Raw genomic sequence first — 24,044 nt, forward strand, 5'->3', positions numbered from 1 at the left:
ATCCATATTATTACGATATTGATCAAAATCCAAGTCAATTGGATATTACGGATAGTATAACGTCGGCTATCGACGGGGCCCTTAATGGCCTTTCTGACGGCGCTCGCCGCAGCAAGTGACATCCGCGCATTCTGTGGTTTTCATCGACATGCGCCGTAACGCTAGGCAAGTCACCTCACATCAATGCGATGTGGACTGCCCCTAGCCCGGTAGACAGGTCCCGCCTATCCTTTGAGCATAGGAGGCAGCTTGTGAGCACACAGAGATTTACCCCAGAATTTAAGGAAGAAGCCGTCAGGCCGGTGGTTGAGCGGGGCGATCGCGTTCCGGATGCGGCGGCGCGCTTGGGCGTGTCGGCCGATTTGAATCGTCCCGGTTTCACCGGAGACCTTTAGCTTCATTTCACGCGACCATATCGAGCACGTCGCGCTGTGCATAGAAGTTCTCTTCAGCCTCTGCTGGCGGGATGTTTCCGATGGGGCCAAGCAGGCGTCTGTGGTTGAACCAATCGACCCATCCGAGGGTGGCCATTTCCAGATCTTGCATGTTGCGCCATGGACCCTGGCGGTGGACCAGCTCGGTTTTGTAGAGACCGTTAATCGTCTCAGCGAGGGCGTTATCATACGAGTCCCCGACGCTGCCGACCGATGGTTCGATGCCTGCTTCGGCCAAACGCTCGGTGTATCGAATGGACAAATATTGCCCGCCGCGATCCGAGTGGTGAACCAATCCGCTCTTTTGGACCGGCCGTCGATCATGCAGGGCCTGCTCGAGAGCATCGAGAACAAAGTCAGTTTTGGCCGATCGTGAGACCCGCCATCCGACGATGCGATCAGCGAATGTGTCGATGACAAAGGCCACATAGATCATCGCTTCAGTGGGCGGTCGAGTTCCGCCTGCGCAAAATAAGCTGACGCCTTGCGCAGGATCTCATTCGCCTGGCGCAACTCGCGGACCTCACGTTCCAGGGCCTTGATCCGATCCCGTTCCTCGGTCGTGACACCGTCGCGCATACCGCTGTCTTTCTCGGCCTGCTTGACCCATTCGCGCAGGGTCTGGGGAATACAGCCGATCTTCGGTGCAATGGCCGCAATCGCGCCCGCCTGCGTTTCGTATGAGCCTTGATGCTCAAACACCATCCTGACCGCTCGTGCGCGGACCTCGGGCGAGTAGCGATTTGCCATTTTGCTTTTCGTCATAACCATCATCCTTACTTAAGTTGATGTCTCCGACAAACTCGGGGCGATTCAGTGTGCCGGCGGACACCGCCTACATCGGGTTGGCTTATGCCCTGCGCGGTGACCAACAAGACGCGCATTATGTGACGTGCTGCTCGCAGGTCTTCGACATGGACGGTGGCGGCATTCAGTTCGTCGCGTTTGAGGCGCGAGACCCGGTGGCCGACGTGGCCGAAGCCCGCCGGAACCCCTTTCTAAGTCGCGACGACATGCGCGCGGTCCTCGCCCGTAGCCTCGAACTCTATCAGGGGCGCAATGGCGGCAACCTACCAAAACGCATGGTCATTCACAAAACAACCGCGTTCAAGGAAGCTGAAATCGAGGGCGCGTTCGATGCGCTTACCGGCGTAGCGGAAATAGAGTGCGTCGAGGTCAGTTCGGCATCGTGCTGGCGTGGCGTCTGGCTCATCAAGTCGGGACTAGAGAAGCCACCGTCAAAACCGTCGGGGTTTCCCGTACCGCGCGGGACGATGGTGATCCGCACGGGCAATTCTGCCTTGGTATGGGTGGCAGGCAATGCTCCCGAGGTCTCTGCCGCGAAATGACTATCCGTATCGCCTGTTTATGTAAGTATTCTAAGATGAGCACGCCCTGATATGCTGCATACTGAGCCACCTCCATCTGTTACTCTTGCTGGCATCTTGCACCCAACGACTACGGGATCGGGCTCCTATAGCCATCTGCTCCTTGAACAGCGCGTCAATGCTCTCTCAGATACTGACATATCGGAACTGCGTCCCTATTTTGAGTCGGCCCATCAGGACGCACGCGAGGTGTTTCACGCGGCCGCCCGGATTTCGCTTCATCCCGAAGATGGCGAAAGGGGAGATCATGCGATCTATCCCAATTGCCTCCCACCAAAGACGATCCGTGTCCCCCGTCAGGACCTCTGTCCCAGATTTAGGGTTGAGATTTAAGGAGTGTTTTGGTCTCGTCGCAATGACGAAGGAACCAAGATGACGACCGAATCCTCGAACACCAAAAAGCCTACGGAGCGGGTGATGAAAGACATTCGCCGTGCAACCCGGCGGCACTTTTCAGCGGAAGACAAGATCCGGATCGTGCTGGATGGCCTGCGTGGTGACGACAGCATCGCCGAGCCTGTGCCGTAAGGAAGGCATTGCGCAGAGCCTGTATTACACTTGGTCGAAGGAGTTCATGGAGGCCGGCAAGCGCCGGCTGGCTGGCGATATTGCCCGCGCTGCCACCAGTGATGAGGTCAAGGATCTGCGCCGCGAGGCCGGCGCTCTGAAGGAATGCGTTGCCGACCTGACGCTGGAAAATCGTCTGCTCAAAAAAAGTCTGATCGCGGATGGGGACGAGCAAGAATGAGGTATCCCGCATCTGAAAAACTCGAGATCATCAATCTCGTCGAGCAGTCGCACCTGTCGGCGAATAATAATGACCGATAATCTGTTCCTCGCTGAACCGCAAAGCCTTCATCGTCCGTCTCCCTCAATGGACGGGCTCTACTCAGTTTTGGAGGAATCTAAGGGCTCACGTCAACGGCGTCAGGCTCGAAATGCAGCTTCCTGGTGATCGACGCAAAGAGTTCCTCATCAGTATCGATACCGCTCATGTGCTCATTGCCGACGAGCACTTAGCAAGAAATTTTGAGATCGTTGTTGCCCGCTGCGGGCGTGGTGGGCGGGGAGATTCGGGCGGCCGATACTTCACCACCAGCAACACCGGCCAACATGCGATACGCGATAGCGATCGATACCGATGGATGGAGGTTCCTCGTCGCCAGGCGACGGGTCGCGCGCGCTCATCGTCGTGGTTCGGATGACTCGTCCGGTGTAGGGAATTCCGGTAGATCGGAATCGGGCCAGGCGGCGGCGGCCGCCTCCCTCAAGGACCTTGCAGCCTGTGTGACATCGGCCACGTGCATCTGCAATGCGTCGGCGGCGTGACGTGCCTCGTTGAGAACGGCAAGCCGTCCCAAAGCTTGTGCCAGCGCCTTAAGGACGTCCTTACCATAGGCCCGCTCCGCCACCTCGATAGACAACGCCGGTATAGAACCGCATCCCTTGACGAGATAGCCAAGGTCGATCACGTCGCGGTAAGCGACGGATTTGTCCAAGCAGCGATCGGCGTTGGCCAGGAGCCTTCTCGGAGAATTGGCTCTCGATCGTCAGAACGGGCACGCCCAGGCCCTCGACCAAGGCGCCATCCAAGGGTATTCGTGCTTCGCGAACGATCTCGAACTTGATCGGCTGTCCTTCCAGCGAGACGACCCCGCGTATCCCGTACTGATCGGCCTTGAATTCGCGCACCGTCTCTATATGCGCGCCGAAGACGGCGTGCGCCCCGCCATCCCGTATGGCGCTGCGAAGGTCTCGATAGCCGTCTATATCGGCGCATAGGAAGTCGACATCAAGGGAAAGCCGGTACTCCCCGTTCATCAGCACGATCGCAGTGCCTCCGCCGAAGTAGCAGTTGCTGCGCTGCAGAAACGCAGCGTCCATCGACTGGAGTGCCGACTGGATGATGATATGTTGTGGGCGTTCGAACTTCACCGCTATCTCCTCACTCGCCGCAAAGATATGCGGCTAGCTGGAAGCATTCAGGCGAACATCCGGTAGCCATGACCGAATTCCTGCGTCAGGTCTTCGATCAGGTCTGCTTCCTCAGTAGTGAGGTGGTCGGCATCCACATGGCGCCAATTTCGCTCGTAGAGCCTCGAACGCTTCTTCGCGCTCGATAGGTCGTGTGACATCACGATTCCACGCGAGCATACCAAGCTCCGGGAACTCCTTGGGCACGATCAGGCTCTGCAGAATGCTTGGCCATGATCAACCATATAGTCCTTCGGCGAGCAAATGTCGAGTTTTTGCCGGTCCATAGATAACGCAATCGGCTTGCCGAGGTTGCTATTCCTGGAGGGGAGATTGCTCAGGCGCTTCTGACAGTCCAGTACCTCGGGTAGAGCAACTCCTCCTCATCGGCGGAGGACTTCGGCGTGAACGCCAGATTTAGGAGCCGATCCGGTACCACGAGTTCCGCGCACAGTCGATGTTTCAATTCCTCTGGACTCAGCTTCCGGTAACGCAACGGGCCGTCCACGACGTCGGCGTCCCGATCCTCCGAACGCAGGATATTGACGCCACCAAGATAGACGGCCTGGACGATGATCTCGTCCGCGATCGTCTTGGTCGAAACCGTCACCGAGAGTTCGTGCCCTTTGCCGGGCACTGCGTAGAAGCGTCCTCGAGCGGCCACCAAAACATCGGCGATGAATTCGAACGCCCTGCTTGAGACCCTGGTCGAACTCGGGCTCACCGACGACTGGCAGCACATGCACTTGATGCTTCGTTGTTTTGGGGCCAGGTTTTTAGTTGCACCCAAGTCAGCCTATAGTGGCTAGGAAATCCATCTAGTTCCGGCTATGAACGCCAAAATCAAAGGATATCGACTGAAATGAGGGAAGTCGTGGAACGAGGGACGAGCTCTCGGTATTTGATGAAGCCGCATCTTGTTTGTGGGGAAAAGGCCAATGTTGCACCCAAACAACAATTATTGGAGTTCTGGCGCAACGCTTCTTAGAGCGAACAAATGTCGCCGGACCAAGCACTGTACGTCGTCAGATCATTTGGCTCAGCTTTGATCGCGGATTCCCCCGCCCGGTGAACCTATCCGGTCGCGCCGTGGCTTGGCCCGAGAGTAAGGTGGCCGCTTGGCTTGCCCAGCGTAGCCATCAAGTCGCCTAAAAAAAGCCCCGCCATTTCTGGACGGGGCCGTGGCACTCTTGAGTTCTGCACAACAAGAATAGCCCAGCCCGTCCTTTGGCGCAAACACTTGAGGACGAAAATGACAAAACCCGAACCCGAGTATTCCAGAACGACGCACGCATTTTGAATCGTCCCGGTTTCACCGGAGACCTTTAGCTTCATTTCACGCGACCTTCGAAGGCGTCCAGCAACGTGACCGACCCACTCTCGCCAACGAGTGGGGTGAGGCCATCGACCTTCACCATCGGCAGTCGCCGGCGGGCGGTCGCGATTGCGTCACCTTCCCTGGTGTGCGCCTTCTCGTGATCGCGCAATGCGTCCACTTCGGTCTGGAATGTCGTTCGATCGACAATGTTGGGTACTGGGTAATTCAGTTTGTCCTGAACCATGATGGCCTCCTGATTGTTTGATGGCGCGCGAGACTGTGCGTCGGCACCTTGCCTTACTCGGCGAGCGCCAGTGCCGAAGCGCTGGTTTGGGAATTCGTCCTCGGCGTTCTTTGAGTCGCTATCAGCACAGCGGCGAGAACTGCACAGGTCGCGGTCACATAAAGCGGAGCGCTTGTCCCGATAAAATCCACCGCAATGCCGCCAGCAATCGCGCCTAAAGTGACACCGACCTGAATGACGGCCAGAAACAGTCCGCCAACGCCTTCGAGCTGGTCGGGCGCGGCCCGCCCCATCCACGTCTGGGTCATCACCGGACCGGCACCGATGGCGACGCCCCAGGCAGCGGCAAGTACCAGGATGGCGACGTAAGAGCTGTTGAGGGCCAACAGACCCAACGAGGCGAACGCCAGCATGAGGAAGGTTACGCCGAACCCTTCGCGCAACGCGCGATCGGCGAACACGCCAGCCATTGCGCTACCGGCCAGGCTGGCAAGTCCCAGCACCAGCAGGGCGGCGGCGATGGCGGTCGGATTGAGCGCGCCATTCGTCTCGAGGTACGGCCGCATGAACGTGAAGCCGCTCACTTCGCCGCCGAAGAACAATAGTCCGACAATCAATCCAACGCGAACAGGAGGGCGTTTCAGCAGGCCCAACATGCTCGAGACGCTGGTCGCACTCGTCGCCGGAACGCTCGGCAAGAAGATGGCTTGCAAGAGCAGTGCGAGAAAACCACAGCCCGCAGCGGCCATGAATGCCACCCGCCAACCAAAGGCCTCACCGATCAGGGTCGCAAGTGCCGGGGCGACAACGAGCCCGGCTGAAAGGCCCATGAAGACAATCGACATGCCCTTGCCCATGTCCTCTATGGTGACAAGTCGGACGACTGTCGCGCCCGCCAAGGCGAAGAACCCACCAATTGCGATACCCAGGAGCATGCGGGCGGCTAAGAGAACCGAATAGTCGGATGTGAGTCCGACCGTAGGTGCCGCGATGCCGGCGAACAAAGCCGTGAGCGTCACCGCCTGACCGGCCGCGCCTTCTGTGACGCCAAGTTCGGCCGCGATCGGCGTCAGCACTGCCATGGGCAGCAACTCGCTGCTGATCAAGGCGAAGCTCCCTAACGTCAGGGAGATAACCGCGAACCAGGTCGACATCGGCCAGGACGCAATACTTGAGTTGGATTCGGACATGATGTCCTCCTTTTCCAGGTGTCGCGGGAACTGACTGCCCGTCACGATTCTGATTGCGGGTACTCGTCATGCAGACGAACCCAGCTCATGGTGCCGCCGGTCTCGTTGCGGCCCTTGGGCGCCAGGTCGAGCCAGTTGAAGGCACCCATCAGAAGCTCTGTGCCACGATGATAAGTCGAGTAGGCGTGGAAGACGTCGCCATCCTCGTCCTTGACGAAAACGCTGACGCCGAACATGTCCGGGGACCTTTGGATCCTGAATTTGTCGTAGTTGTAGAGCGCGCGGCCGGCGGCACGGTCCGCCTCGGTGAAGGCCACACCGAAATCGTAGGCGAAGTCGCCCTCGCCGCACGAAACCCAGGGAAAGGTCCAGCCCAACCGGGCTCTCACCTGCTCGATCCGCGCGATCGGTGCGCGCGATATCGCAGCAAAGGCGAGGTCAGCCTGCTCGAAATGCTGCCGCGCCGCGTCGACGTGATCCATCGTATAGGAACAGCCTGGACAAATATGGTCGGAGTCCGGCGTGAGCATGAAGTGGTAGATGGCGAGCCTGGCTGCGATCCTCGAACAGATCGAGCAAGGTGCACTTGCCGTCCGGCCCGTCGAAGACATAGCCTTTCTCGATCTTGACCCAAGGCATCTGCCGGCGTTCGGCGCGCAGAGCGTCGAGCGCATGGGTCATCTCCAATTCCTTTGCCAGAAGCGCCTTGCGCGCGGCGAGCCAGTCTTCGCGTGAAACGATGGTCGGTTGCATGATCAATCTCCCTGATTTTGCTTGGCGGCTTGAGTGATTTGTCGTGAGCGCGCGGAAACGAATCTGAGCCAGGGCGGCACGTGAAAGAGGCTCATCAGCAGATACATGAAAGGCATGCCGCCGATGGGCAGACCGTCGGGTCCCGACGCGCAGATCATGGCCTGTACGTCATTCGCCGAAATCCAGGCCATCAGCGCGAATGCTGGCGAAGCGGCAAAACTGAGCCAGGTTGCGCCATCTCGCGACAGCTGGATACCGCGACCACATTCTCTTGCTATTGTGAACATCGACATCTTCGCACTCTCAATTCAACTTTGCCGATACTATTCGGCGTTGGAGCCTGACGAAGATGTAGGGCCGTACGACAGGAGGGCGTGAGTAACAAGTGTGACGGGATTTGAATGGACTCTCTGATCAACTCTGCTGCACGAGCGCTTGCGGAAGGCGATCCGCTTGCAGCGCTCAAGCGCATCGCACTGCGCGACGACGCTCCGGCGCTCGCGTTGCGCGGCATCGCCATGGCGCAACTCGGCGAACTTGCGCGCGCGAAGGAGTTGCTGGGAAACGCGGGGCACGCTTTCGGCGCCGGGGAGCCCGTGGCCCGTGCGCGATGCCACCTCGCCATGGCCGAGATCGCATTGGTCACCCGCGATCTCGGCCGGCCGATGGCGGGGCTCGGCGGGGCCCGATCGACGCTGGAGAAATTTGGAGACCTCCCGAACGCCGCGCATGCGGGCTATCTCGAAGCACGGCGCTTGCTGTTGATTGGCCGTCTCGACGAGGCGGAGGGGATCCTCGACGACCTCGATGTGGATATGTTGCCCCCAACGTCTCGCGCAGGCTACGCAATGGTGGTCGCTGGCATTGCAATGCGACGCATCCACGCGAAACCTGCGCGCGACGCACTCGAACGCGCCAGAAGTGCTGCCGCCGATGTCGGAAATGCTGCATTGAATGTCGAGGTCGATCGAGCCGTACAGGCGTTAGAAGCGCCGGCCGCCCGCCTGATTGCGCGCGATGGAGAACGACTCCTTTTCCTCGATGAAGTCGAGGCCCTCATCGCTTCCGACTCGCTCATCATTGATGCGTGTCGGAATGTTGTTCGTGGCGGATCGACCATCATTTCTCTGGCCAGCCGCCCGGTTCTGTTCGCGCTCATGCGAGTGCTCGGCGAAGACTGGCCGGATGACGCGAGCCGGGACGAGCTCGTCATCCGTGCTTTTCGGGCACGGGAGGCAGATGAATCGCATCGCGCGCGACTGCGGGTTGAAATCGGGCGCTTGCGTGAAGCGATCGGTCCACTTGCGGAGATACACGCCACGGAGCAGGGTTTCGTATTAGAGCCCCATAAAGCCAGGGCAGTCTCGGTGCTGGCCCCGCCCATTGAGAACGAAAATGGCGACGTGCTAGCGCTTCTGGCCAATGGAGAGGCTTGGTCCAGCTCCGCGTTAGCGTTGGCGCTCGACGTCAGCCCGCGGACGGTGCAACGGGCGCTCGACGCCCTTGCTGAAAAAGGCAAGGCGGAATGGTTCGGCCAGGGACGGGCACGTCGTTGGATCGCCACGAGCATTCCAGGTTTCCCGACAAGCTTGTTACTCCCTGCCAACGGTGTTGTGGGCTAAGTTCAAGAAATGAAACACGCAGTTGCCGAAATCATTCGTGAATATGGTCCCTTTCCCGAAGTGGATAGCGTCCACGGGGTAAGCTTTGACGGCCGCCGGGTCTGGATGGCGACTGGAACCAGGCTGGACGCCTTTGATCCGGACAGCGGGGAGATGTTGAACTCACACAATGTCGTCGCCGATGCCGGCACAGCGTTCGACGGCGAGCACCTGTTTCAGATTGCAGAGGCCGTGATCCAGAAGATCGATCCGAAGACAGGCGAGGTACTCGCCACGATCCCGGCGCCAGGCGATGGTGGCGATTCCGGCCTTGCTTGGGCTGAAGGCTCGCTCTGGGTCGGGCAGCATCGCGGTCGCAAGATCCACCAAATAGACCCCGACACGGGAAAGGTGCTCAGCACGATCGAAACCGAGCGCTTCGTCACGGGTGTCACATGGGTGGGCGGCGATCTCTGGCATGGTACGTGGGAAAACGACGAGAGCGATCTCCGGCGCGTCGACCCATCGAGCGGTGAGGTGCTGGAGCGGCTGGATATGCCGGCTGGAACCGGGGTGTCGGGCCTCGAATCCGACGGCGCTGATCGCTTTTTCTGCGGAGGCGGAGACAGCGGGAAGGTGCGTTCGATCCGCAGGCCGAGGTGAACCGAAACTGCGATACGAAGTAAGAACTGGTTACGGCCGGGCATGTTCCCATGCAAGTTGGCGCATTGTAGCGAGCGCTACGCGGCCGATTGAACCAATGAGCACAGATGGGCAGATTCTCCCGCGACCACACTTACTTGCCTAGCGACATCCCTAAGGTCATCCGGCCTCATGGGTCGGCCGCCTAGCGGCAAGTTAAGATGGATGCACCCTCCTGATTTGTATCTGCATCGAAACCCGAACCGCTCGCGAGCCCGTTTCGCAGTGATGGATTAACCCGTATTGGCAAGAAGCAAGATCGTTAGCCATGGTAAGGGATATGCGGAGGTAAGGCGTCAATCCGCTCCAAAACTGATTCCGATAACTGTTGTAGGACCTCTGGCGATCCCAAACACCGGTATTACAGCCGAGGCAACTTAAAACTTCGCCTTCAATCGCAGCCCGCCGATTTGCACTCTACGGTGGCCGTTTCTTGTACATCGATAAGATCAGGCTTTTCATCGCTGAATTAGCACTTTCTCATGAAATCGCCGATTGTCGGCGGGATCTGAGAGTGATGGCAGCACAGCGGGAAAGGATGGTTCAGAAAGACCACAACTCCACGGGTAAGGTGGGGTGTGCTAACGCGCACCTTGCTTCGGACGAACCTGTGCTTCGTCTGGCGCGTCTGACCGGTCGCCAGATTGCGCGCGAGCAATTCGAGCGGCAGAATTCTCGGGAACGAAAGGCTCACTCGGCAAAAGAGCAGCAAACTTACGTAGGCTGCATCACATACAGGCATGTTGCCCCGGTGGCAAGATCGTCGCCGGGGCTTCGATATTTGATCTTGAGACCATAATGGTCTCGTGCTATATAGAGGCTCAAATGAGGATTATTGCCCGCCGCACCTTACGGGACTTCGTCGATAGCCTCGCGGGGCAAAAGGATCAGCCGGCCGTGAAAGCCGCGCTCGATGCCTGGTTCGATGAAGTCAGCAAGGCAGAGTGGGCGAGCTCCGCCGATGTGAAGAGACACTACGCCACGGCCAGCATCGTCAACGCCGAGCGGATTGTCTTCAACATCAAGGGAAACGACTACCGCCTGGTGGTGGCCGTCGACTTCGAGAAGGGCATCGTCTGGATCAAGTGGATCGGCACCCACAAGGCATATGACAGAATAGACGTAGCTGAGGTGAGACATGGCGACTGAGCCTGAGACCTATCCGCTCCGAAGCGGACTACGATGTAGCACTCGAAGAGGTCGAACGCCTTTGGGGCGCCAAGAGCGGCACACCGGAAGGCGACCGCCTCGACGTGCTCGCAACTCTGATCGAAGTCTATGAGACGAAGCACTATCCGATGGATCCGCCCGATCCAATCGAGGCGATCCGGTTTCGGATGGAGCAGCAGGGGCTCACCCGCAAGGATCTCGAACCGATGATCGGTCCCCGCAACCGGGTCGCCGACATCCTCAACCGCAAGCGTGGCTTGTCGATCGACATGATCCGGCACTTGCATGAACAGCTCGGGATTTCCGCCGAGGTGCTGATCCGGCCGAGCCGCTTCGACAAGGTTGCATGACCGGAGGATTCGCATGATGCGTGTCGCGCTCTACGCCCGCTATTCCTCGGACAATCAGCGGGAGGCTTCGATCGAGGACCAGTTCCGTATATGCCGAGAGCAGGCGAAGCGTGAGAAATGGAAGGTCGTCGGCACCTACAAGGATGCCGGCATCTCCGGTGCGAGCATGATCTTGCGTCCGGGCATCCAGTCACTGCTGCAGGACGCCCAGGCCGGACAGTTCGACATGGTGATGTCCGAAGCCCTGGATCGCATCTCCCGCGACCAGGCCGACGTCGCGACTTTCTTCAAGCATCTGAAATTCGCCGGCGTACCGATCGTAACGCTGGCGGAAGGCGAGATCAGCGAGTTGCATGTCGGCCTGAAGGGCACGATGAATGCGCTGTTCCTCAAGGATCTTGCAGCGAAGACCCATCGGGGCCTTCGTGGTCGCGTGGAGGAAGGCAAGTCTGGTGGCGGGCTCTGCTATGGCTACAAGGTCGTCAAGCAACTCGATGCCCGAGGTGATCCGATCCGAGGCGACCGAGAAGTCAACGAGGCTGAGGCAAATATCATCCGCTGCGTCTTCCGGGAATTTGCATCAGGAATCGGTCCGCGAACGATCGCCCGCACATTGAACGAGGAGGGCATTCCGGGTCCTAACGGCAAGCCGTGGGGAGACACCACGATCCGTGGCCATGTGAAGCGCGGAACAGGTCTCATCAATAACGAGCTCTATATTGGCCGCCTGATCTGGAACAGGCTGCGCTACATCAAGGACCCAAGCACCGGCAAGCGTGTCTCGCGCCTCAACCCGGAGAGTGACTGGCTGATCCGCGAGGTGCCCGAACTGCGGATTGTCGATGATGCGCTTTGGCAAGCGGTGCGCGATCGGCAGGCGGTGATCGCCGACAAATACGCGAACGTCACCGAGGCGGTCCGCAAGCACCACAAGAAGAACCAGCTCAATGCCAAGCGCCGGCCTCAGTCTCTTCTGTCCGGTCTGGTCTTCTGCGGTTGCTGTGGGGGTCCTTACTCGCTGCGCGGCGCTGGCCGCTTTGCCTGCTCGAACCACATCAGCAAAGGCACTTGTTCCAACAGCCGCACCATTCCGCGCGAAGAGTTGGAGAACCGCGTTCTCTCAGGTCTCAGGGATCGGATGATGACACCTGAGGTCGCCGCAGAGGCCATGCGCGCCTACGCGGAGGAAACCAACCGGCTGAACCGCGAGCGCCGCTCGAACGGCAATGCCTGGCAGGCGGAATTGGCTAAGGTGGAGAAGGACATCCGCGGAATCATCGAGGCAATCAAAGCCGGCATGTTCCATGAGAGCATGAAAGGGGAGATGACGGCGCTGGAAGCCCGCAAGGCCGAGCCTGGCCGCCCTGCTGGCCGACGCGCCGGAGGACAAACCAGACCTGTTACCAACGGCCTCAACGATCTACGCGAAGAAGGTCGCAAACCCCACACAGGCCCTGAATCGCCCCGCAGAGCGCCAGGAAGCGGCCTAGGCCCTGCGGATGCTGATTGAGAAGATCGTCCTCACTCCAGGCCAGAAACGCGGCGAGATCGATGCCACGCTTTATGGCGAACTTGGACAGATCCTGGCGTGGACGGAGCGGCAAGCCCTTGGAAAGGCTTCAAAAACAAACACTCCCGGAGGGGCTTCCTCGGGAGTGTTGGTATCGGTGGTTGCGGGAGTAGGATTTGAACCTACGACCTTCAGGTTATGAGCCTGACGGGCTACCGGGCTGCTCCATCCCGCGCTAAATACGCCCCTCAAAACAGGGGTCAGCAACGCGACCAGTGTCGCGGTGTGTCGGCTATATAGGGAGTCATGGCACAGACCTCAAGGTCTAAATCTGCCAATGTGATAGTTTTTTGGCGAATCCCCGGTTTGCAGCAACCGGCCGCTCTGAATCGTCCCGGTTTCACCGGAGACCTTTAGCTTCATTTCACGCGACCATATCGAGCACGTCGCGCTGTGCATAGAAGTTCTCTTCAGCCTCTGCTGGCGGGATGGTTCCGATGGGGCCAAGCAGGCGTCTGTGGTTGAACCAATCGACCCATCCGAGGGTGGCCATTTCCAGATCTTGCATGTTGCGCCATGGACCCTGGCGGTGGACCAGCTCGGTTTTGTAGAGACCGTTAATCGTCTCAGCGAGGGCGTTATCATACGAGTCCCCGACGCTGCCGACCGATGGTTCGATGCCTGCTTCGGCCAAACGCTCGGTGTATCGAATGGACAAATATTGCCCGCCGCGATCCGAGTGGTGAACCAATCCGCTCTTTTGGACCGGCCGTCGATCATGCAGGGCCTGCTCGAGAGCATCGAGAACAAAGTCAGTTTTGGCCGATCGTGAGACCCGCCATCCGACGATGCGATCAGCGAATGTGTCGATGACAAAGGCCACATAGATGAAGCCTTGCCACGTGGACACATAGGTAAAATCGCTGACCCAGAGCAGGTTCGGTGCAGGCGCCCGGAACACGCGGTTTACCTTGTCACGCGGACAGGGCGCTGACGTGTCAGGGACCGTCGTCTTGACCACCTTTCCACGCACGGCACCACGGATGCCGATCTGTTTCATCAAGCGCTCCACCGTGCAGCGCGCCAGCGTATAGCCTTCCCGCTTTAGCTGATGCCACGCCGGACCCCATAGACCTGATAGTTTTCATCCCAGATCCGTTTGACCTCCGGACGCAACTCCATGTCACGCCGATGCCGTGCGGAGGCTTTGGAGGGATCGGCTTCGCACGCCAGACGATGATAATATGTTGACGGCGCGATCGGCAGGACTCTGCAGATCGACTCGACGCCGTAAACAGCGCGCTGATCTTCAATGAAGGCGATCATCGCTTCAGTGGGCGGTCGAGTTCCGCCTGCGCAAAATAAGCTGACGCCTTGCGCAGGATCTCATTCGCCTGGCGCAACTCGCGGACCTCACGTTCCAGGGCCTTGATCCGATCCCGTTCCTCGGTCGTGACACCGTCGCGCATACCGCTGTCTTTCTCGGCCTGCTTGACCCATTCGCGCAGGGTCTGGGGAATACAGCCGATCTTCGGTGCAATGGCCGCAATCGCGCCCGCCTGCGTTTCGTATGAGCCTTGATGCTCAAACACCATCCTGACCGCTCGTGCGCGGACCTCGGGCGAGTAGCGATTTGCCATTTTGCTTTTCGTCATAACCACCATCCTTACTTAAGTTGATGTCTCCGACAAACTCGGGGCGATTCACTCACAATCGATCGGCGCGGTAGAAAAACTATTGGTTTCAGCCATTTGCCATTCCATATCAGGGCGTCGCCAATTAGGGTGCATCCAAACAAACGAGAGCTTGCCCCAATGAAACGTAATCCGCTTGGCCGCACCGGTCTCGACGTCACGGAAATCTGCCTTGGTACCATGACCTGGGGCAGCCAGAATAGCGAAGAGGAAGGGCACGCCCAAATCGATCATGCCCTCGACGCCGGCGTCAATTTCATGGATACCGCCGAAATATACGCAGTACCCCCTTCGCCCAAAACCTCGGGCCGTACCGAAGAAATTATTGGCAGCTGGTTCAAAAAAACCGGCAAACGCGACCAATGGATTCTGGCCAGCAAGGTCGCGGGTGGCGGCAATGATCATATTCGCGACGGCGCGCGCGCCAGTGGTGAGTCGATCCGCCAGGCCATCAATGCCAGCCTGCAACGCCTGCAGACTGATTATGTTGATCTTTACCAGATCCACTGGGCCTCGCGTGGCAGCTATAATTTTCAGAACTCCTGGACATACGCGCCGCACCGGCAAGATACCCACGATGTCATGGACAATCTGCACGATATGCTCGAAGTGCTGTCCGACTTGGTCAAGCAGGGCAAAATCCGCCACGTCGGCGTATCAAACGAGACCACATGGGGCATTGCCCAATGGTTGCGGCTGGCCGACCAGTACAAACTGCCGCGTGTCGCCAGCGTTCAGAATGAGTATAGCCTGCTCCGCCGCCACTTTGACCTCGATATGGCCGAGCTTGCGCACCATGAAAACGTTGGTCTTCTGGCCTACTCCCCCTTGCCGCGGGCCTGTTGACTGGAAAATACCGCAACGGTGCCGTCCCCAAGGGTAGCCGCGCCGATTACCAAAAGGGCTTGTGGCGCTCAAACGAAGTGTCGAGCGCTGCGGTCGATGCCTATGTCGACCTGGCCAAGGCACACAATCTCGACCCGGCACAAATGGCGTTGGCATTTTGCCTTACCCGCAAATTCATGACCACAGTAATCATCGGCGCAACGTCTCTTGATCAACTCAAGACAAATCTCGGTGCGGTCGACGTCCACCTGTCGCACGAACTGCTCGCCGAAATTGAATCCCTGCATCGCCGCTTCCCGCGCCCCTTCTAGCCTCAACACTTCGCCATCGCGCCGCTTTCGGCTATAGTCGACCAACCGCAATTGGATAGTTGGAACGCCATGACCCTGGTGTCGACCCTGTTTCCGCTGCTCTGCTACTGCGCCAACAATGTCGGCGTGCCCTGGCTGGAGCGGATTCGATCCTCTTTGTCGGTGATCATGAACATGTAGCGTCGCCGTTGGGTTGCCAACGCCGCAGGCCGGGACAATCCCTTCGATGCCATATTGTCGGGCAATATCATGGGGTCGGTGAGCCTTCATGACCTCCACCGCAGTATTGCTTGTTCTCGCCGTCTTTACCGTCTTCGGGCAGATGGCCCCGCTGATGGCAGCGTTGGAGTCGGTGTCCCTCGATCGGGTCTATTCTGTCAGTGAAGTACAACTCCATCTGGCGGTTATGCTGGCCATGTTTGCGCTGGCGTTCTTTTCATTCACGCTGTCGTTGCGCCAATTTAATCACTTCTGCATCATGCTCGGGGCGCTCGACCACAAATCCACACCGGCCCCCGAAGAAATCGACTCCATCGCCCGGGTGAATGCCCTGGGTGCGCAGAATTTCAATAGCGGCATACGAGCCTGTTATTTTTCTGTCGCCAGCGTCGCCCTGGTTCGCAGTCGAATGGCTCGCCCTCTTGACCAGCCTACTCACGGTGCTGATCCTGATCCAACGTGAGTTCTTTTCAACGGCACATCGCGCCGCGGCCTCGGCGGCCGTTCAGGCTAATCGGCGGGCTGACCAAAAGAGTTAAGCGCCGGGCGGGTACGGACAACAGACGCCTTCAAATGCCCTGCCAGAAAGTCACCCATTTCGGCCAACACCGGCGCCCGCCAGCGCAACGGCAGTCCCAAACTCATAAGTGTGCCCGGATGCCCTAGATTAGCGAAGTGACGCTCGGTGACCTTAACTCCGACCGCGCGCAATTTCTTGGCCAACGCCACCGTATTGCGCGGATACACCAACATATCCCTGTCGCCGCTGGCCAACCACATCGGTGGGGCGTCCGGCCCAACCAGATTTATCGGCTGTGTCTTTTTTGGATCGGTCACGGCGCCGAAAGTGCGTAGGGTAATTTTGCCATCAAAGGGGAAAAAATCATAGGGTCCGGACAGCCCCGCTACCGCCTTGACCCGATCCAGCAGGCCGCGCTCAGCCAAATATCGCCGATCAAGCGCCAGCATCAACGCATTATAGGCCCCCGCTGAATGCCCCACCAAAGCCATTCGTTCCGGATCGCCGCCATAGTCGGTAATATAGTCCGCTACATAGGCAAAGGCATCGCTACAATCGTCCAAAAATCCTGGGTATTCGACCTCGGGCAACAATCTATAGTCGGCGATAACCGTCACATAACCCAAGGCCGCAATGGCGCGCCCGACAAAATCATAGTGGCGCCGATCGCCATCGCTCCAGGAACCGCCATAGATAAACTTGACCACCGGCAGTTTTGCATGCGACCCGTTGGGCGCGTAAATGTCCAGTTTCTGCCGTGCGGCTGAGCCATAGGCAATGTCTTGAGCAATCTTGGTCGAGCCGCGATCTTTCGGCGACAGGACATTGATAGCGCCAAGAATGGAGAAATTCATTGAGGTTGCCCGCTTGTTGCCCGTTAGATTGACTCACAAATCCTATCTGACAAGTGTGCTCAAGCCGTTAGCAGCTACGCAGTAACCCGCACTTAAGTTTCCACGGGCAATATGGCGGTCCAACTGCCCTTCGGGCTGGGAGTGATCATTGGCCGTATCGGCGAAACCAAGCGGCGGACCTCTTGCGGCATCCGCACCAATCGGGGCGTCGGCAACCCAATCTGTCTATGCGCCACTCGCTGACTCAGGCAGTGAACATATTGGCCGTTTCGACCATGTCACCCACTTGCCCAGCCGCCTTCAGTTCGACGAGTATTTTGCCTGGCGCCGTGACAGCGCCGAGGATCGCCCTGGCACGCTGATATTGGTTACACTGGCGGATGCGCGTCATTACAATGAAGTTCTGCGCGCACTTGGCATTGCTTTTGCAGAAAACTTCGTGCGCGCCGGCGCCCGGCTGCTGACCTCGTTATTGCCGACAACCACGCCGATATTCCACGTCAGCGTGCTCAGCTTTGCTTTTATCATCGACCAGTTGTGTCTTGATGCCCATCCCGAGATTGCTACAATTATTGCCCACAGCTTTGCCGACGCGATCAATGTCGATGTCATCCCGATCAAAACCCAGGTGGGTGTCGGACTGCTGCCGATCAATGCCGTCCGTACTGCTGCTGAATCCCTGCGCGCTGTGCTCACCGCAGCCCAGGACAGCCGCCGCACCGATATCGGCATTGCCTTTTACAATCACGGTTCTGACGCTGCTCACTTGCGTGCTTTCCGCATTCTCGCCGATCTGCCCGCCGCTATAGCCGACAGTGGCCAGCTAGCGCTTAATTTCCAGCCGCGCATCCAGTTGCAGACCGGGCAGTGTAAAGGGGCCGAGGCGCTACTGCGTTGGACCCATCCTGATCTCGGCCCCATATCGCCTGCCGAATTTATTCCGCTGGTTGAACAGACCGCCTTGATCGGACCACTGACCGATTGGGTGATCAACACCGCGATGGCCACCAATCGGGCTTTGCTTGATCAAGGCCATAGTCTTCGCGTGTCGATAAACGCGTCGCCTGTCAATCTATCCGAACCCGGTTTTGACCAAGCGCTCCTTAGCAGTTGCAACGCCCACGGACTGGAACCCTGCCACATCGAGCCTTGAGTTTACCGAAGGCACGTTGGCGACCAATTCAAATCGTGCTGTACAGCAACTGGCTCGTCTGCGTGGCGCCGGTATCGACGTTGCACTGGACGACTTTGGTTCCGGATATTCGAACCTGTCCTATCTGGACCGCATACCTGCCGACGTCCTCAAGGTCGACCAATCCTTTGTCAGGCCCCTGCGTGAATCCGGTGACGACGACTTCCTGTTGCGCCAAATCCTGTTGCTGGCCAAGGGCATGGGCTTTCGCGTTTGCGCCGAAGGCGTTGAAACCAAATATGCCCATGACCTGTTGCGCGATTTGGGCTGCGACGAGGCACAGGGATATTTGATCTCCCGTCCCATGTCGGAGGCCGCGTTTCGTGCCTGGCTGGTCGCTCGGGGCTGACCAAACCCTTGATGACGCGCTGCTGTGACATTATCTGACATTGACAATCATAAATTCGGGCGGCTTTATGCCGCCAGCACAGATTTCGCAATTCAGTTCGACCATGCTTGTTTGTCAATGTAATATGATCAGCGCCGCCGAGATCGAGGACGTCGTCCTGTCCCTGTTGCGTCAAGACCCCTGGCAACTTGTTGTCCCCGCCAAGGTCTATCGCGAGCTTGAACGCCGCGCGCGGTGCAGCGGCTGCGTGCCGAATGTGGTGGACATTATTGTTCGTGTCACGGAAAACTATCACCGCAAGCAGGCGTGCACGCCCGGCCAGCTGTCCAGCGTTCAGGCCCAACTTGCCACATTGAAATCCAGAAAAACCAGAGGACCTCATGAAGGGCGAAGCAAAAGTAGTCGAGCGGCTTAACGAGGCGCTATTTCTCGAACTGGGCGCGGTCAATCAATATTGGGTACATTATCGTCTGCTTGACGATTGGGGCTACAAAAAGCTTGCCGCCAAGGAGCGTGCCGAATCCATCGAGGAAATGCATCACGCCGATCGCCTGATCGAGCGCATCATCTTTCTCGAGGGCCATCCCAATCTTCAGCGCATCGCCCCCTTGCGGATCGGCGAAACCATCAAGGAAGTTCTCGAAGCCGATCTGGCCGGTGAATATGACGCCCGCACCGCCTATAAGGCCAGTCGCGAACTCTGCGAAGAATTGGGCGATTATGTTTCCAAAAATCTCTTCGAATCTCTCCTGACCGACGAGGAAGGCCACATAGACTTCCTCGAAACCCAACTCGACCTTCTGGGCCGCATCGGCCCCGAAAAATACGGCCAGCTCAATTCAGCATCCGCTGACGACGCCGAATAGACATGGCCCAACTAGCGGCGCGCTGGCACCGCTAGTTGGCAATCGGCTCAAACATCTGGTCGATTTCGTCAATGATCTTGTCCATCGGCGAGAATTCGCCCTGGGGCGGCGTCGGCGCAATGGCGACATATGGTATCCCGCTGGGAAAGGCACCGAACCGCGTAAAAAACGCAATCATGTCGTCGAGCACCGGCATACGCCAACGCCACAGCGCTCCCATGGCAATGACCGGTTCCATGTGGCCAAAACCGTCATAATATTTTGTCGTGACCCACACGCCATTGGCGGTCAGTTTGGCCGCCAGGTTTTCGGTATTCTGCACTCGCACAATTGGATCGGTTGTCCCACTGGCCAGATACATTGGCGGCGCGTCTGCGGTTACCAGATTAATGGGTTGCGTTCCTTCCGGGCTTGGCGCGCCGCCGAAAGCATCCCGCACTTCGCCATATTCAAATGGATAAAAGTCAAACGGTCCCGACAAGGCCGCAACCCCGCGAATTGGCATGGTCACGCCATATTCGGCCCGAAAAGAGGGGTCGAGCGCCAGCATCACCGCATTATAGGCGCCCGCTGAATGCCCCGCCAGAAACACGCGATTGGGATCGCCGCCATAGTCGGCAATATTGTCCTGCACCCAGCGCAGCGCCGATGCGTTGTCTTCCAGGAACTCGGGATATTTGACCTCTGGCACCAAACGGTAGTCGGCGATCACCGTTACAAACCCGCGTGAGGCCAGTGCACGACCAACAAACTGATAGTCACTGCGCTCGCCGCGATTCCAGCCGCCCCCATAGATAAAGAATACCACCGGCGCGACAGCGCCGCGCGCCTCTGGCGCGTAAACATCCAGATGATGCCTCTGCCCATCGGCATAGGCGATCCCGTCCCCCGCCTTGACCGTACCTTGGTCCATGGCCGCCGGAATGTTGAAGGGATCCATTATCGACAGCGCCTGCACTGGCAGCGCCCCAACAATAAGCAGGGATAGGCAGGAAAGCGCCAAAACCAGTGAGCGACGCACAGAGATCATGAAACAGTCCGAATGAAGAGGATGTCGGTGCGTCAGTGCGCGCCAAACCCGGATATTTCATGGCAAGCCGAAATAGAAATAGCAAAATGTCCTCCGTCTCGATGACACGGAGGACAAATGCACGAAACGTCCGGTCTGGACTACAAGATTGCCTGAGCCAGAAACATCACTACTGACGCAGCAATCAGATAGCCAAAATCAATCAGCACCACCGCCTGTGGTTTTTTGGCGAACAACCCACCCGATGCCTGCAATACACCAAAGGCAATTACGGCCAATATAAAGGTGAGAAGCCGACTTTCAACCGCCGTCACCCCTACAAACCAGGCAATCAGAAACAGGCCGACAAACTGCAGCACCATGGCCTTGATCGGCATGGACGCCGCCGACCCCAACTCGACACCGTTTCCCGCAGCCCATGTCTTTCCAAACAGCATTGGGGAATACCACAACCAACCGACAATAAAGGCGACAATCGTTCCCACGATTACCGCCATCCAATTCACATTAGTTACAATCTCTGCCATCAATTCGCCCCCTTCTATCAGCGCTCACCGCGAGCCTGTAGCCAAAAATACCGCAAGTCGATGATTTGTTCAACCATTTGGTTGATTAACTAGTCGAGGCTGCGTCCAGGCTTCGGATCGAAGCGGCTACGATGCGCATTGGCGGGAGTGGAAAAAGAGACTTGGCGAGGACAGGCAGACCACAATGAATGCGGGGTACGCCTGCCCTCTGGCTTAAGCGCGCTCATGCTGCCCCTGCCTGGTTAACAAAGCGTTAATGGCATTCAAGATTTTTGCTGGGTACCTATTTAGGGAATGGGAACAGCAGTCTCGCCGCAATAATGGAGGGAAAAGCACCGCTGATCGACGCGCCCGATGGTGCGCGCGTTCACACTTGCACTCAATAATTGATTCGCATTGAGACAGGCAGCCACCCGAATTACGGTTTCCGTACCGGTGCATGTGGCCACTGATCAGTCGGCAGGAACCGGGGCCCTCAGCACATACTGATCACCAAGATATTCTTGCCCCCCAAGAAGCAACCGGTCGAAACCCTGCCCGCGACTAGATATTAGATTGGCATCCGCGGTTTGACTTCATTGCTTTCGTTGGCTTGCAGGCTCAAAGGGGCGGGCAGATTTTGCAGAGGCCATTGGATGGATATAGCGGCGCTCGAGGGCATTCCCTTCGCTCGGTGCTTAAGCAGCGCGCCTTTTGCGCGTTATCTACATGGGGGATTTGGCTATATTTTGGGGTTTTTGGGCACAAAAAAAGCCCCGTCAGTTTTCACTGGCGGGGTTTTTGATTTCGAGATTGTAAAGAGACTGAGCTGTTTTTGGCAGACCTGGCGGCGACCTACTCTCCCAAGCCTTAAGACTTAGTACCATCGGCGCAGCGGTGTTTAACGGTCGAGTTCGGGATGGGATCGGGTTTTGAGCATCGCGCAAAAACCACCAGATCGGCGAAAAACAGCTGAGGTGAATTCTGGTTATATTATTTGGACCTACGCTTTCCCATGCAAGAAGCGTTGGTCTGGTGTTTTTGTGACCGATGTTTTCGACAATGCGTATCAGGTCTTTCATCAGCGCTCCTGGAGGAGCGCAGCGAACGACCCCGGCCAACTTTTTGGCCGCCCCACCGGCGGGTCTTTGACCCGTGAGGCAGAGAGATGGTAACGGCAAGGCCGTTACGAGCATTGATTAATGAGAACGATCAAGCCAATCGAGCCTATTAGTACCGGTAAGCTTCACATATTGCTACGCTTCCACACCCGGCCTATCGACGTGGTGGTCTTCCACGGCTCTCAAGGGAATACTAGTTTTGAAGGAGGCTTCCCGCTTAGATGCTTTCAGCGGTTATCCCGTCCGAACTTAGCTACCCTGCAATGCGGCTGGCGCCACAACAGGTCCACCAGAGGTTCGTCCAACCCGGTCCTCTCGTACTAGGGTCAGCTCTTCTCAATATTCCTACACCCACGGCAGATAGGGACCGAACTGTCTCACGACGTTCTAAACCCAGCTCACGTACCACTTTAAATGGCGAACAGCCATACCCTTGGGACCTGCTCCAGCCCCAGGATGTGATGAGCCGACATCGAGGTGCCAAACAATGCCGTCGATATGGACTCTTGGGCATTATCAGCCTGTTATCCCCAGCGTACCTTTTATTCGTTGAGCGATGGCCCTTCCACGCGGGACCACCGGATCACTATGACCGACTTTCGTCTCTGCTCGACTTGTCAGTCTCGCAGTCAGGCAGGCTTATGCCATTGCACTCGTCGACCGATTTCCGACCGGTCTGAGCCCACCATCGCGCGCCTCCGTTACTCTTTGGGAGGCGACCGCCCCAGTCAAACTACCCACCATACGCTGTCCCGGACACTGTTATGCCGCGGTTAGACATCTATGACGATAAGGGTGGTATCTCATCTTTTGGCTCCACAAAGACTGGCGTCCCTGCTTCAAAGCCTACCACCTATCCTGCACATGCCGACACAAATGCCAGCGTAAAGCTATAGTAAAGGTGCATGGGGTCTTTCCGTCTGACCGCAGGAACCCCGCATCTTCACGGGGAATTCAATTTCGCTGAGTCTATACTGGAGACAGTGGGGAAGTCGTTACGCCATTCGTGCAGGTCGGAACTTACCCGACAAGGAATTTCGCTACCTTAGGACCGTTATAGTTACGGCCGCCGTTTACCGGGGCTTCAATTCAAGGCTTGCACCTCTCCTTTTAACCTTCCGGCACCGGGCAGGCGTCAGACCCTATACGTCGTTTTGCAACTTCGCAGAGCCCTGTGTTTTTAGTAAACAGTCGCCACCCCCTCTTTTGTGCCACTTCTAAAGGGTTGCCCCGATAGAAGTCATGCTTATCCCGAAGTTACGCATGCAATTTGCCGAGTTCCTTCAGTATAGTTCTCTCAAGCGCCTTGGTATACTCTACCAGTCCACCTGTGTCGGTTTAGGGTACGGTCAATATCGATGGAGCCTATTTCCTGGAACCGGCTCATCGCACCCCCAATCCGTTAAGGGGATACGAACCTGCGCGATCCGTCACTACCATCTGGTTCACGAATATTAACGTGATTCCCATCGGCTACGCATTTCTGCCTCACCTTAGGGGCCGACTAACCCTGCGCTGATTAGCATTGCGCAGGAACCCTTGGACTTTCGGCGAAAGTGTCTCTCACACTTTTTGTCGCTACTCATGTCATCATTCGCACTTCCGATACCTCCACGGCCCCTCACAGGTACCGCTTCGCAGGCTTACGGAACGCTCCGCTACCGCTTACAACAAAGTTGTAAACCCTAAGCTTCGGTGGATAGTTTCAGACCCGTTACATCTTCGCCGCAGGATCGCTTGACCAGTGAGCTGTTACGCTATCTTTAAAGGATGGCTGCTTCTAAGCCAACCTCCTGGTTGTCTAAGCAATCCCACATGCTTTCCCACTTAACTATCACTTGGGGACCTTAGCTGTAGGTTAGGGCTGTTTCCCTTTTGACGACGGACCTTAGCACCCGCCGT

At 57.6% G+C, this 24,044-nt stretch carries 24 protein-coding genes, 1 tRNA gene, 2 rRNA genes, 5 pseudogenes and 1 other annotated feature (1 of these 33 running past the window's edge); of the genes and pseudogenes, 15 read left to right on the top strand and 17 right to left on the bottom strand.

Annotation, left to right across the window (positions count from 1 at the left end):
* Positions 1–251: 251 nt before the first annotated feature.
* A pseudogene (locus tag PSQ19_RS12720) lies at positions 252–359 on the top strand (transposase); the annotation flags it as partial.
* Between the two features lie 43 nt (positions 360–402).
* Here the strand turns inward: PSQ19_RS12720 and PSQ19_RS12725 are convergent.
* A pseudogene (locus PSQ19_RS12725) lies at positions 403–1,199 on the bottom strand (IS3 family transposase).
* 53 nt (positions 1,200–1,252) lie between these two features.
* Between PSQ19_RS12725 and PSQ19_RS12730 the strand changes: the two are divergent.
* Complete coding sequence (locus PSQ19_RS12730) at positions 1,253–1,783, top strand: argonaute/piwi family protein (RefSeq protein ID WP_282218038.1); 531 nt, start codon at positions 1,253–1,255, stop codon at positions 1,781–1,783.
* A gap of 411 nt (positions 1,784–2,194) precedes the next feature.
* Positions 2,195–2,626: pseudogene (locus PSQ19_RS12735) on the top strand (transposase); the annotation flags it as partial.
* 585 nt (positions 2,627–3,211) lie between these two features.
* On the opposite strand, the gene PSQ19_RS12740 reads toward PSQ19_RS12735, so the two are convergent.
* The 3 genes from PSQ19_RS12740 to PSQ19_RS12750 all read right to left on the bottom strand — a co-directional run bounded on the left by PSQ19_RS12740 (position 3,212) and on the right by PSQ19_RS12750 (position 4,586).
* Entirely contained in the window at positions 3,212–3,757 is a 546-nt protein-coding gene (locus PSQ19_RS12740) for a nucleotidyl transferase AbiEii/AbiGii toxin family protein (protein WP_282218039.1), read from the bottom strand.
* A gap of 47 nt (positions 3,758–3,804) precedes the next feature.
* Entirely contained in the window at positions 3,805–3,957 is a 153-nt protein-coding gene (locus PSQ19_RS12745; protein WP_282220777.1) for a hypothetical protein, read from the bottom strand.
* Between the two features lie 176 nt (positions 3,958–4,133).
* Entirely contained in the window at positions 4,134–4,586 is a 453-nt protein-coding gene (locus PSQ19_RS12750; RefSeq protein ID WP_282218040.1) for a hypothetical protein, read from the bottom strand.
* Positions 4,587–4,717: 131 nt separating this feature from the next.
* On the opposite strand from PSQ19_RS12750, the gene PSQ19_RS19865 reads away from it, so the two are divergent.
* Complete coding sequence (locus PSQ19_RS19865; RefSeq protein WP_407648991.1) at positions 4,718–4,948, top strand: helix-turn-helix transcriptional regulator; 231 nt, start codon at positions 4,718–4,720, stop codon at positions 4,946–4,948.
* 179 nt (positions 4,949–5,127) lie between these two features.
* Here PSQ19_RS19865 and PSQ19_RS12755 read toward each other — a convergent pair whose 3' ends face one another.
* The 5 genes from PSQ19_RS12755 to PSQ19_RS12770 are packed head-to-tail and all read right to left on the bottom strand — an operon-like array spanning position 5,128 to position 7,594.
* Entirely contained in the window at positions 5,128–5,358 is a 231-nt protein-coding gene (locus PSQ19_RS12755) for a DUF899 family protein (RefSeq protein WP_282218041.1), read from the bottom strand.
* 53 nt (positions 5,359–5,411) lie between these two features.
* Complete coding sequence (locus PSQ19_RS12760; RefSeq protein WP_282218042.1) at positions 5,412–6,548, bottom strand: MFS transporter; 1,137 nt, start codon at positions 6,546–6,548, stop codon at positions 5,412–5,414.
* A 41-nt stretch (positions 6,549–6,589) separates the two neighbouring features.
* Positions 6,590–7,078, bottom strand: a complete 489-nt coding sequence (locus tag PSQ19_RS12765; RefSeq protein WP_328517659.1) for a DUF899 family protein — start codon at positions 7,076–7,078, stop codon at positions 6,590–6,592.
* Complete coding sequence (locus PSQ19_RS19470; RefSeq protein ID WP_328517660.1) at positions 6,987–7,301, bottom strand: DUF899 family protein; 315 nt, start codon at positions 7,299–7,301, stop codon at positions 6,987–6,989. The genes PSQ19_RS12765 and PSQ19_RS19470 overlap by 92 nt, the downstream gene beginning before the upstream one ends.
* A 2-nt stretch (positions 7,302–7,303) precedes the next feature.
* Positions 7,304–7,594, bottom strand: a complete 291-nt coding sequence (locus PSQ19_RS12770) for a hypothetical protein (protein WP_282218043.1) — start codon at positions 7,592–7,594, stop codon at positions 7,304–7,306.
* Positions 7,595–7,702: 108 nt separating this feature from the next.
* Here PSQ19_RS12770 and PSQ19_RS12775 point away from each other — a divergent pair, with 108 nt between their 5' ends.
* From PSQ19_RS12775 to PSQ19_RS12795, 5 genes are all read left to right on the top strand, one after another.
* A complete protein-coding gene (locus PSQ19_RS12775; protein ID WP_282218044.1) occupies positions 7,703–8,923 on the top strand; it encodes a helix-turn-helix domain-containing protein in 1,221 nt (406 codons plus the stop codon).
* Positions 8,924–8,932: 9 nt separating this feature from the next.
* On the top strand, positions 8,933–9,565 hold the full coding sequence (locus tag PSQ19_RS12780; RefSeq protein ID WP_282218045.1) for a Vgb family protein: 633 nt from the start codon (positions 8,933–8,935) through the stop codon (positions 9,563–9,565).
* 864 nt (positions 9,566–10,429) lie between these two features.
* Entirely contained in the window at positions 10,430–10,753 is a 324-nt protein-coding gene (locus PSQ19_RS12785) for a type II toxin-antitoxin system HigB family toxin (protein WP_282218046.1), read from the top strand.
* Positions 10,750–11,124, top strand: coding sequence for a helix-turn-helix domain-containing protein (locus tag PSQ19_RS12790; protein ID WP_282220700.1), 375 nt, complete (start codon positions 10,750–10,752; stop codon positions 11,122–11,124). Before PSQ19_RS12785 ends, PSQ19_RS12790 begins: the two co-directional genes overlap by 4 nt.
* 13 nt (positions 11,125–11,137) lie before the next feature.
* Positions 11,138–12,634 carry a recombinase family protein gene (locus PSQ19_RS12795; RefSeq protein ID WP_282218047.1) on the top strand — a complete coding sequence of 499 codons (1,497 nt, stop codon included), beginning with the start codon at positions 11,138–11,140 and terminating at the stop codon, positions 12,632–12,634.
* Positions 12,635–12,792: 158 nt separating this feature from the next.
* Here the strand turns inward: PSQ19_RS12795 and PSQ19_RS12800 are convergent.
* Together PSQ19_RS12800 and PSQ19_RS12805 are read right to left on the bottom strand one after the other, a co-directional pair.
* Positions 12,793–12,869: transfer RNA gene (locus PSQ19_RS12800), tRNA-Met, on the bottom strand.
* Positions 12,870–13,058: 189 nt separating this feature from the next.
* Positions 13,059–14,289 (bottom strand): annotated as a pseudogene (locus PSQ19_RS12805) (IS3 family transposase).
* Positions 13,886–14,002, bottom strand: a sequence feature (AL1L pseudoknot). (Overlaps the previous pseudogene by 117 nt.)
* 159 nt (positions 14,290–14,448) lie before the next feature.
* On the opposite strand from PSQ19_RS12805, the pseudogene PSQ19_RS12810 reads away from it, so the two are divergent.
* Positions 14,449–15,485 (top strand): annotated as a pseudogene (locus PSQ19_RS12810) (aldo/keto reductase).
* A gap of 104 nt (positions 15,486–15,589) precedes the next feature.
* On the opposite strand, the gene PSQ19_RS12815 reads toward PSQ19_RS12810, so the two are convergent.
* A complete protein-coding gene (locus PSQ19_RS12815) occupies positions 15,590–15,736 on the bottom strand; it encodes a hypothetical protein (RefSeq protein ID WP_282218048.1) in 147 nt (48 codons plus the stop codon).
* A 17-nt stretch (positions 15,737–15,753) separates the two neighbouring features.
* Here PSQ19_RS12815 and PSQ19_RS12820 point away from each other — a divergent pair, with 17 nt between their 5' ends.
* On the top strand, positions 15,754–16,167 hold the full coding sequence (locus PSQ19_RS12820) for a DUF599 domain-containing protein (RefSeq protein WP_282218049.1): 414 nt from the start codon (positions 15,754–15,756) through the stop codon (positions 16,165–16,167).
* A 47-nt stretch (positions 16,168–16,214) separates the two neighbouring features.
* Here PSQ19_RS12820 and PSQ19_RS12825 read toward each other — a convergent pair whose 3' ends face one another.
* Positions 16,215–17,078, bottom strand: coding sequence for an alpha/beta hydrolase (locus PSQ19_RS12825; protein WP_282218050.1), 864 nt, complete (start codon positions 17,076–17,078; stop codon positions 16,215–16,217).
* 148 nt (positions 17,079–17,226) lie between these two features.
* On the opposite strand from PSQ19_RS12825, the gene PSQ19_RS12830 reads away from it, so the two are divergent.
* The 4 genes from PSQ19_RS12830 (at position 17,227) to bfr (ending at position 19,485) form a co-directional block, all read left to right on the top strand.
* On the top strand, positions 17,227–18,231 hold the full coding sequence (locus PSQ19_RS12830) for a GGDEF domain-containing phosphodiesterase (RefSeq protein ID WP_282218051.1): 1,005 nt from the start codon (positions 17,227–17,229) through the stop codon (positions 18,229–18,231).
* Between the two features lie 16 nt (positions 18,232–18,247).
* The gene (locus PSQ19_RS12835) at positions 18,248–18,619 is read left to right on the top strand and encodes an EAL domain-containing protein (protein WP_282218052.1); all 372 of its coding nucleotides are present in this window, start codon (positions 18,248–18,250) and stop codon (positions 18,617–18,619) included.
* A 103-nt stretch (positions 18,620–18,722) separates the two neighbouring features.
* Positions 18,723–19,034: a (2Fe-2S)-binding protein gene (locus PSQ19_RS12840; protein WP_282220701.1), complete on the top strand. Its 312-nt coding sequence runs from the start codon at positions 18,723–18,725 to the stop codon at positions 19,032–19,034.
* Positions 19,000–19,485 (top strand): bacterioferritin, encoded by a 486-nt coding sequence (bfr, locus tag PSQ19_RS12845; RefSeq protein ID WP_282218053.1) that lies wholly within the window; start codon positions 19,000–19,002, stop codon positions 19,483–19,485. The genes PSQ19_RS12840 and bfr overlap by 35 nt, the downstream gene beginning before the upstream one ends.
* Before the next feature lie 31 nt (positions 19,486–19,516).
* On the opposite strand, the gene PSQ19_RS12850 is transcribed toward bfr, so the two are convergent.
* From PSQ19_RS12850 to PSQ19_RS12865, 4 genes are all read right to left on the bottom strand, one after another.
* Complete coding sequence (locus PSQ19_RS12850; protein WP_282218054.1) at positions 19,517–20,515, bottom strand: alpha/beta hydrolase; 999 nt, start codon at positions 20,513–20,515, stop codon at positions 19,517–19,519.
* A gap of 140 nt (positions 20,516–20,655) precedes the next feature.
* Positions 20,656–21,042 carry a DUF1761 domain-containing protein gene (locus tag PSQ19_RS12855; RefSeq protein WP_282218055.1) on the bottom strand — a complete coding sequence of 129 codons (387 nt, stop codon included), beginning with the start codon at positions 21,040–21,042 and terminating at the stop codon, positions 20,656–20,658.
* An 821-nt stretch (positions 21,043–21,863) separates the two neighbouring features.
* Positions 21,864–21,979 (bottom strand): 5S ribosomal RNA (gene rrf / locus PSQ19_RS12860).
* 250 nt (positions 21,980–22,229) lie between these two features.
* Positions 22,230–24,044 (bottom strand): 23S ribosomal RNA (locus PSQ19_RS12865); it runs 909 nt beyond the window's last position.

Source organism: Devosia algicola (genome assembly GCF_028816455.1).
Classification (GTDB): domain Bacteria; phylum Pseudomonadota; class Alphaproteobacteria; order Rhizobiales; family Devosiaceae; genus Devosia; species Devosia algicola.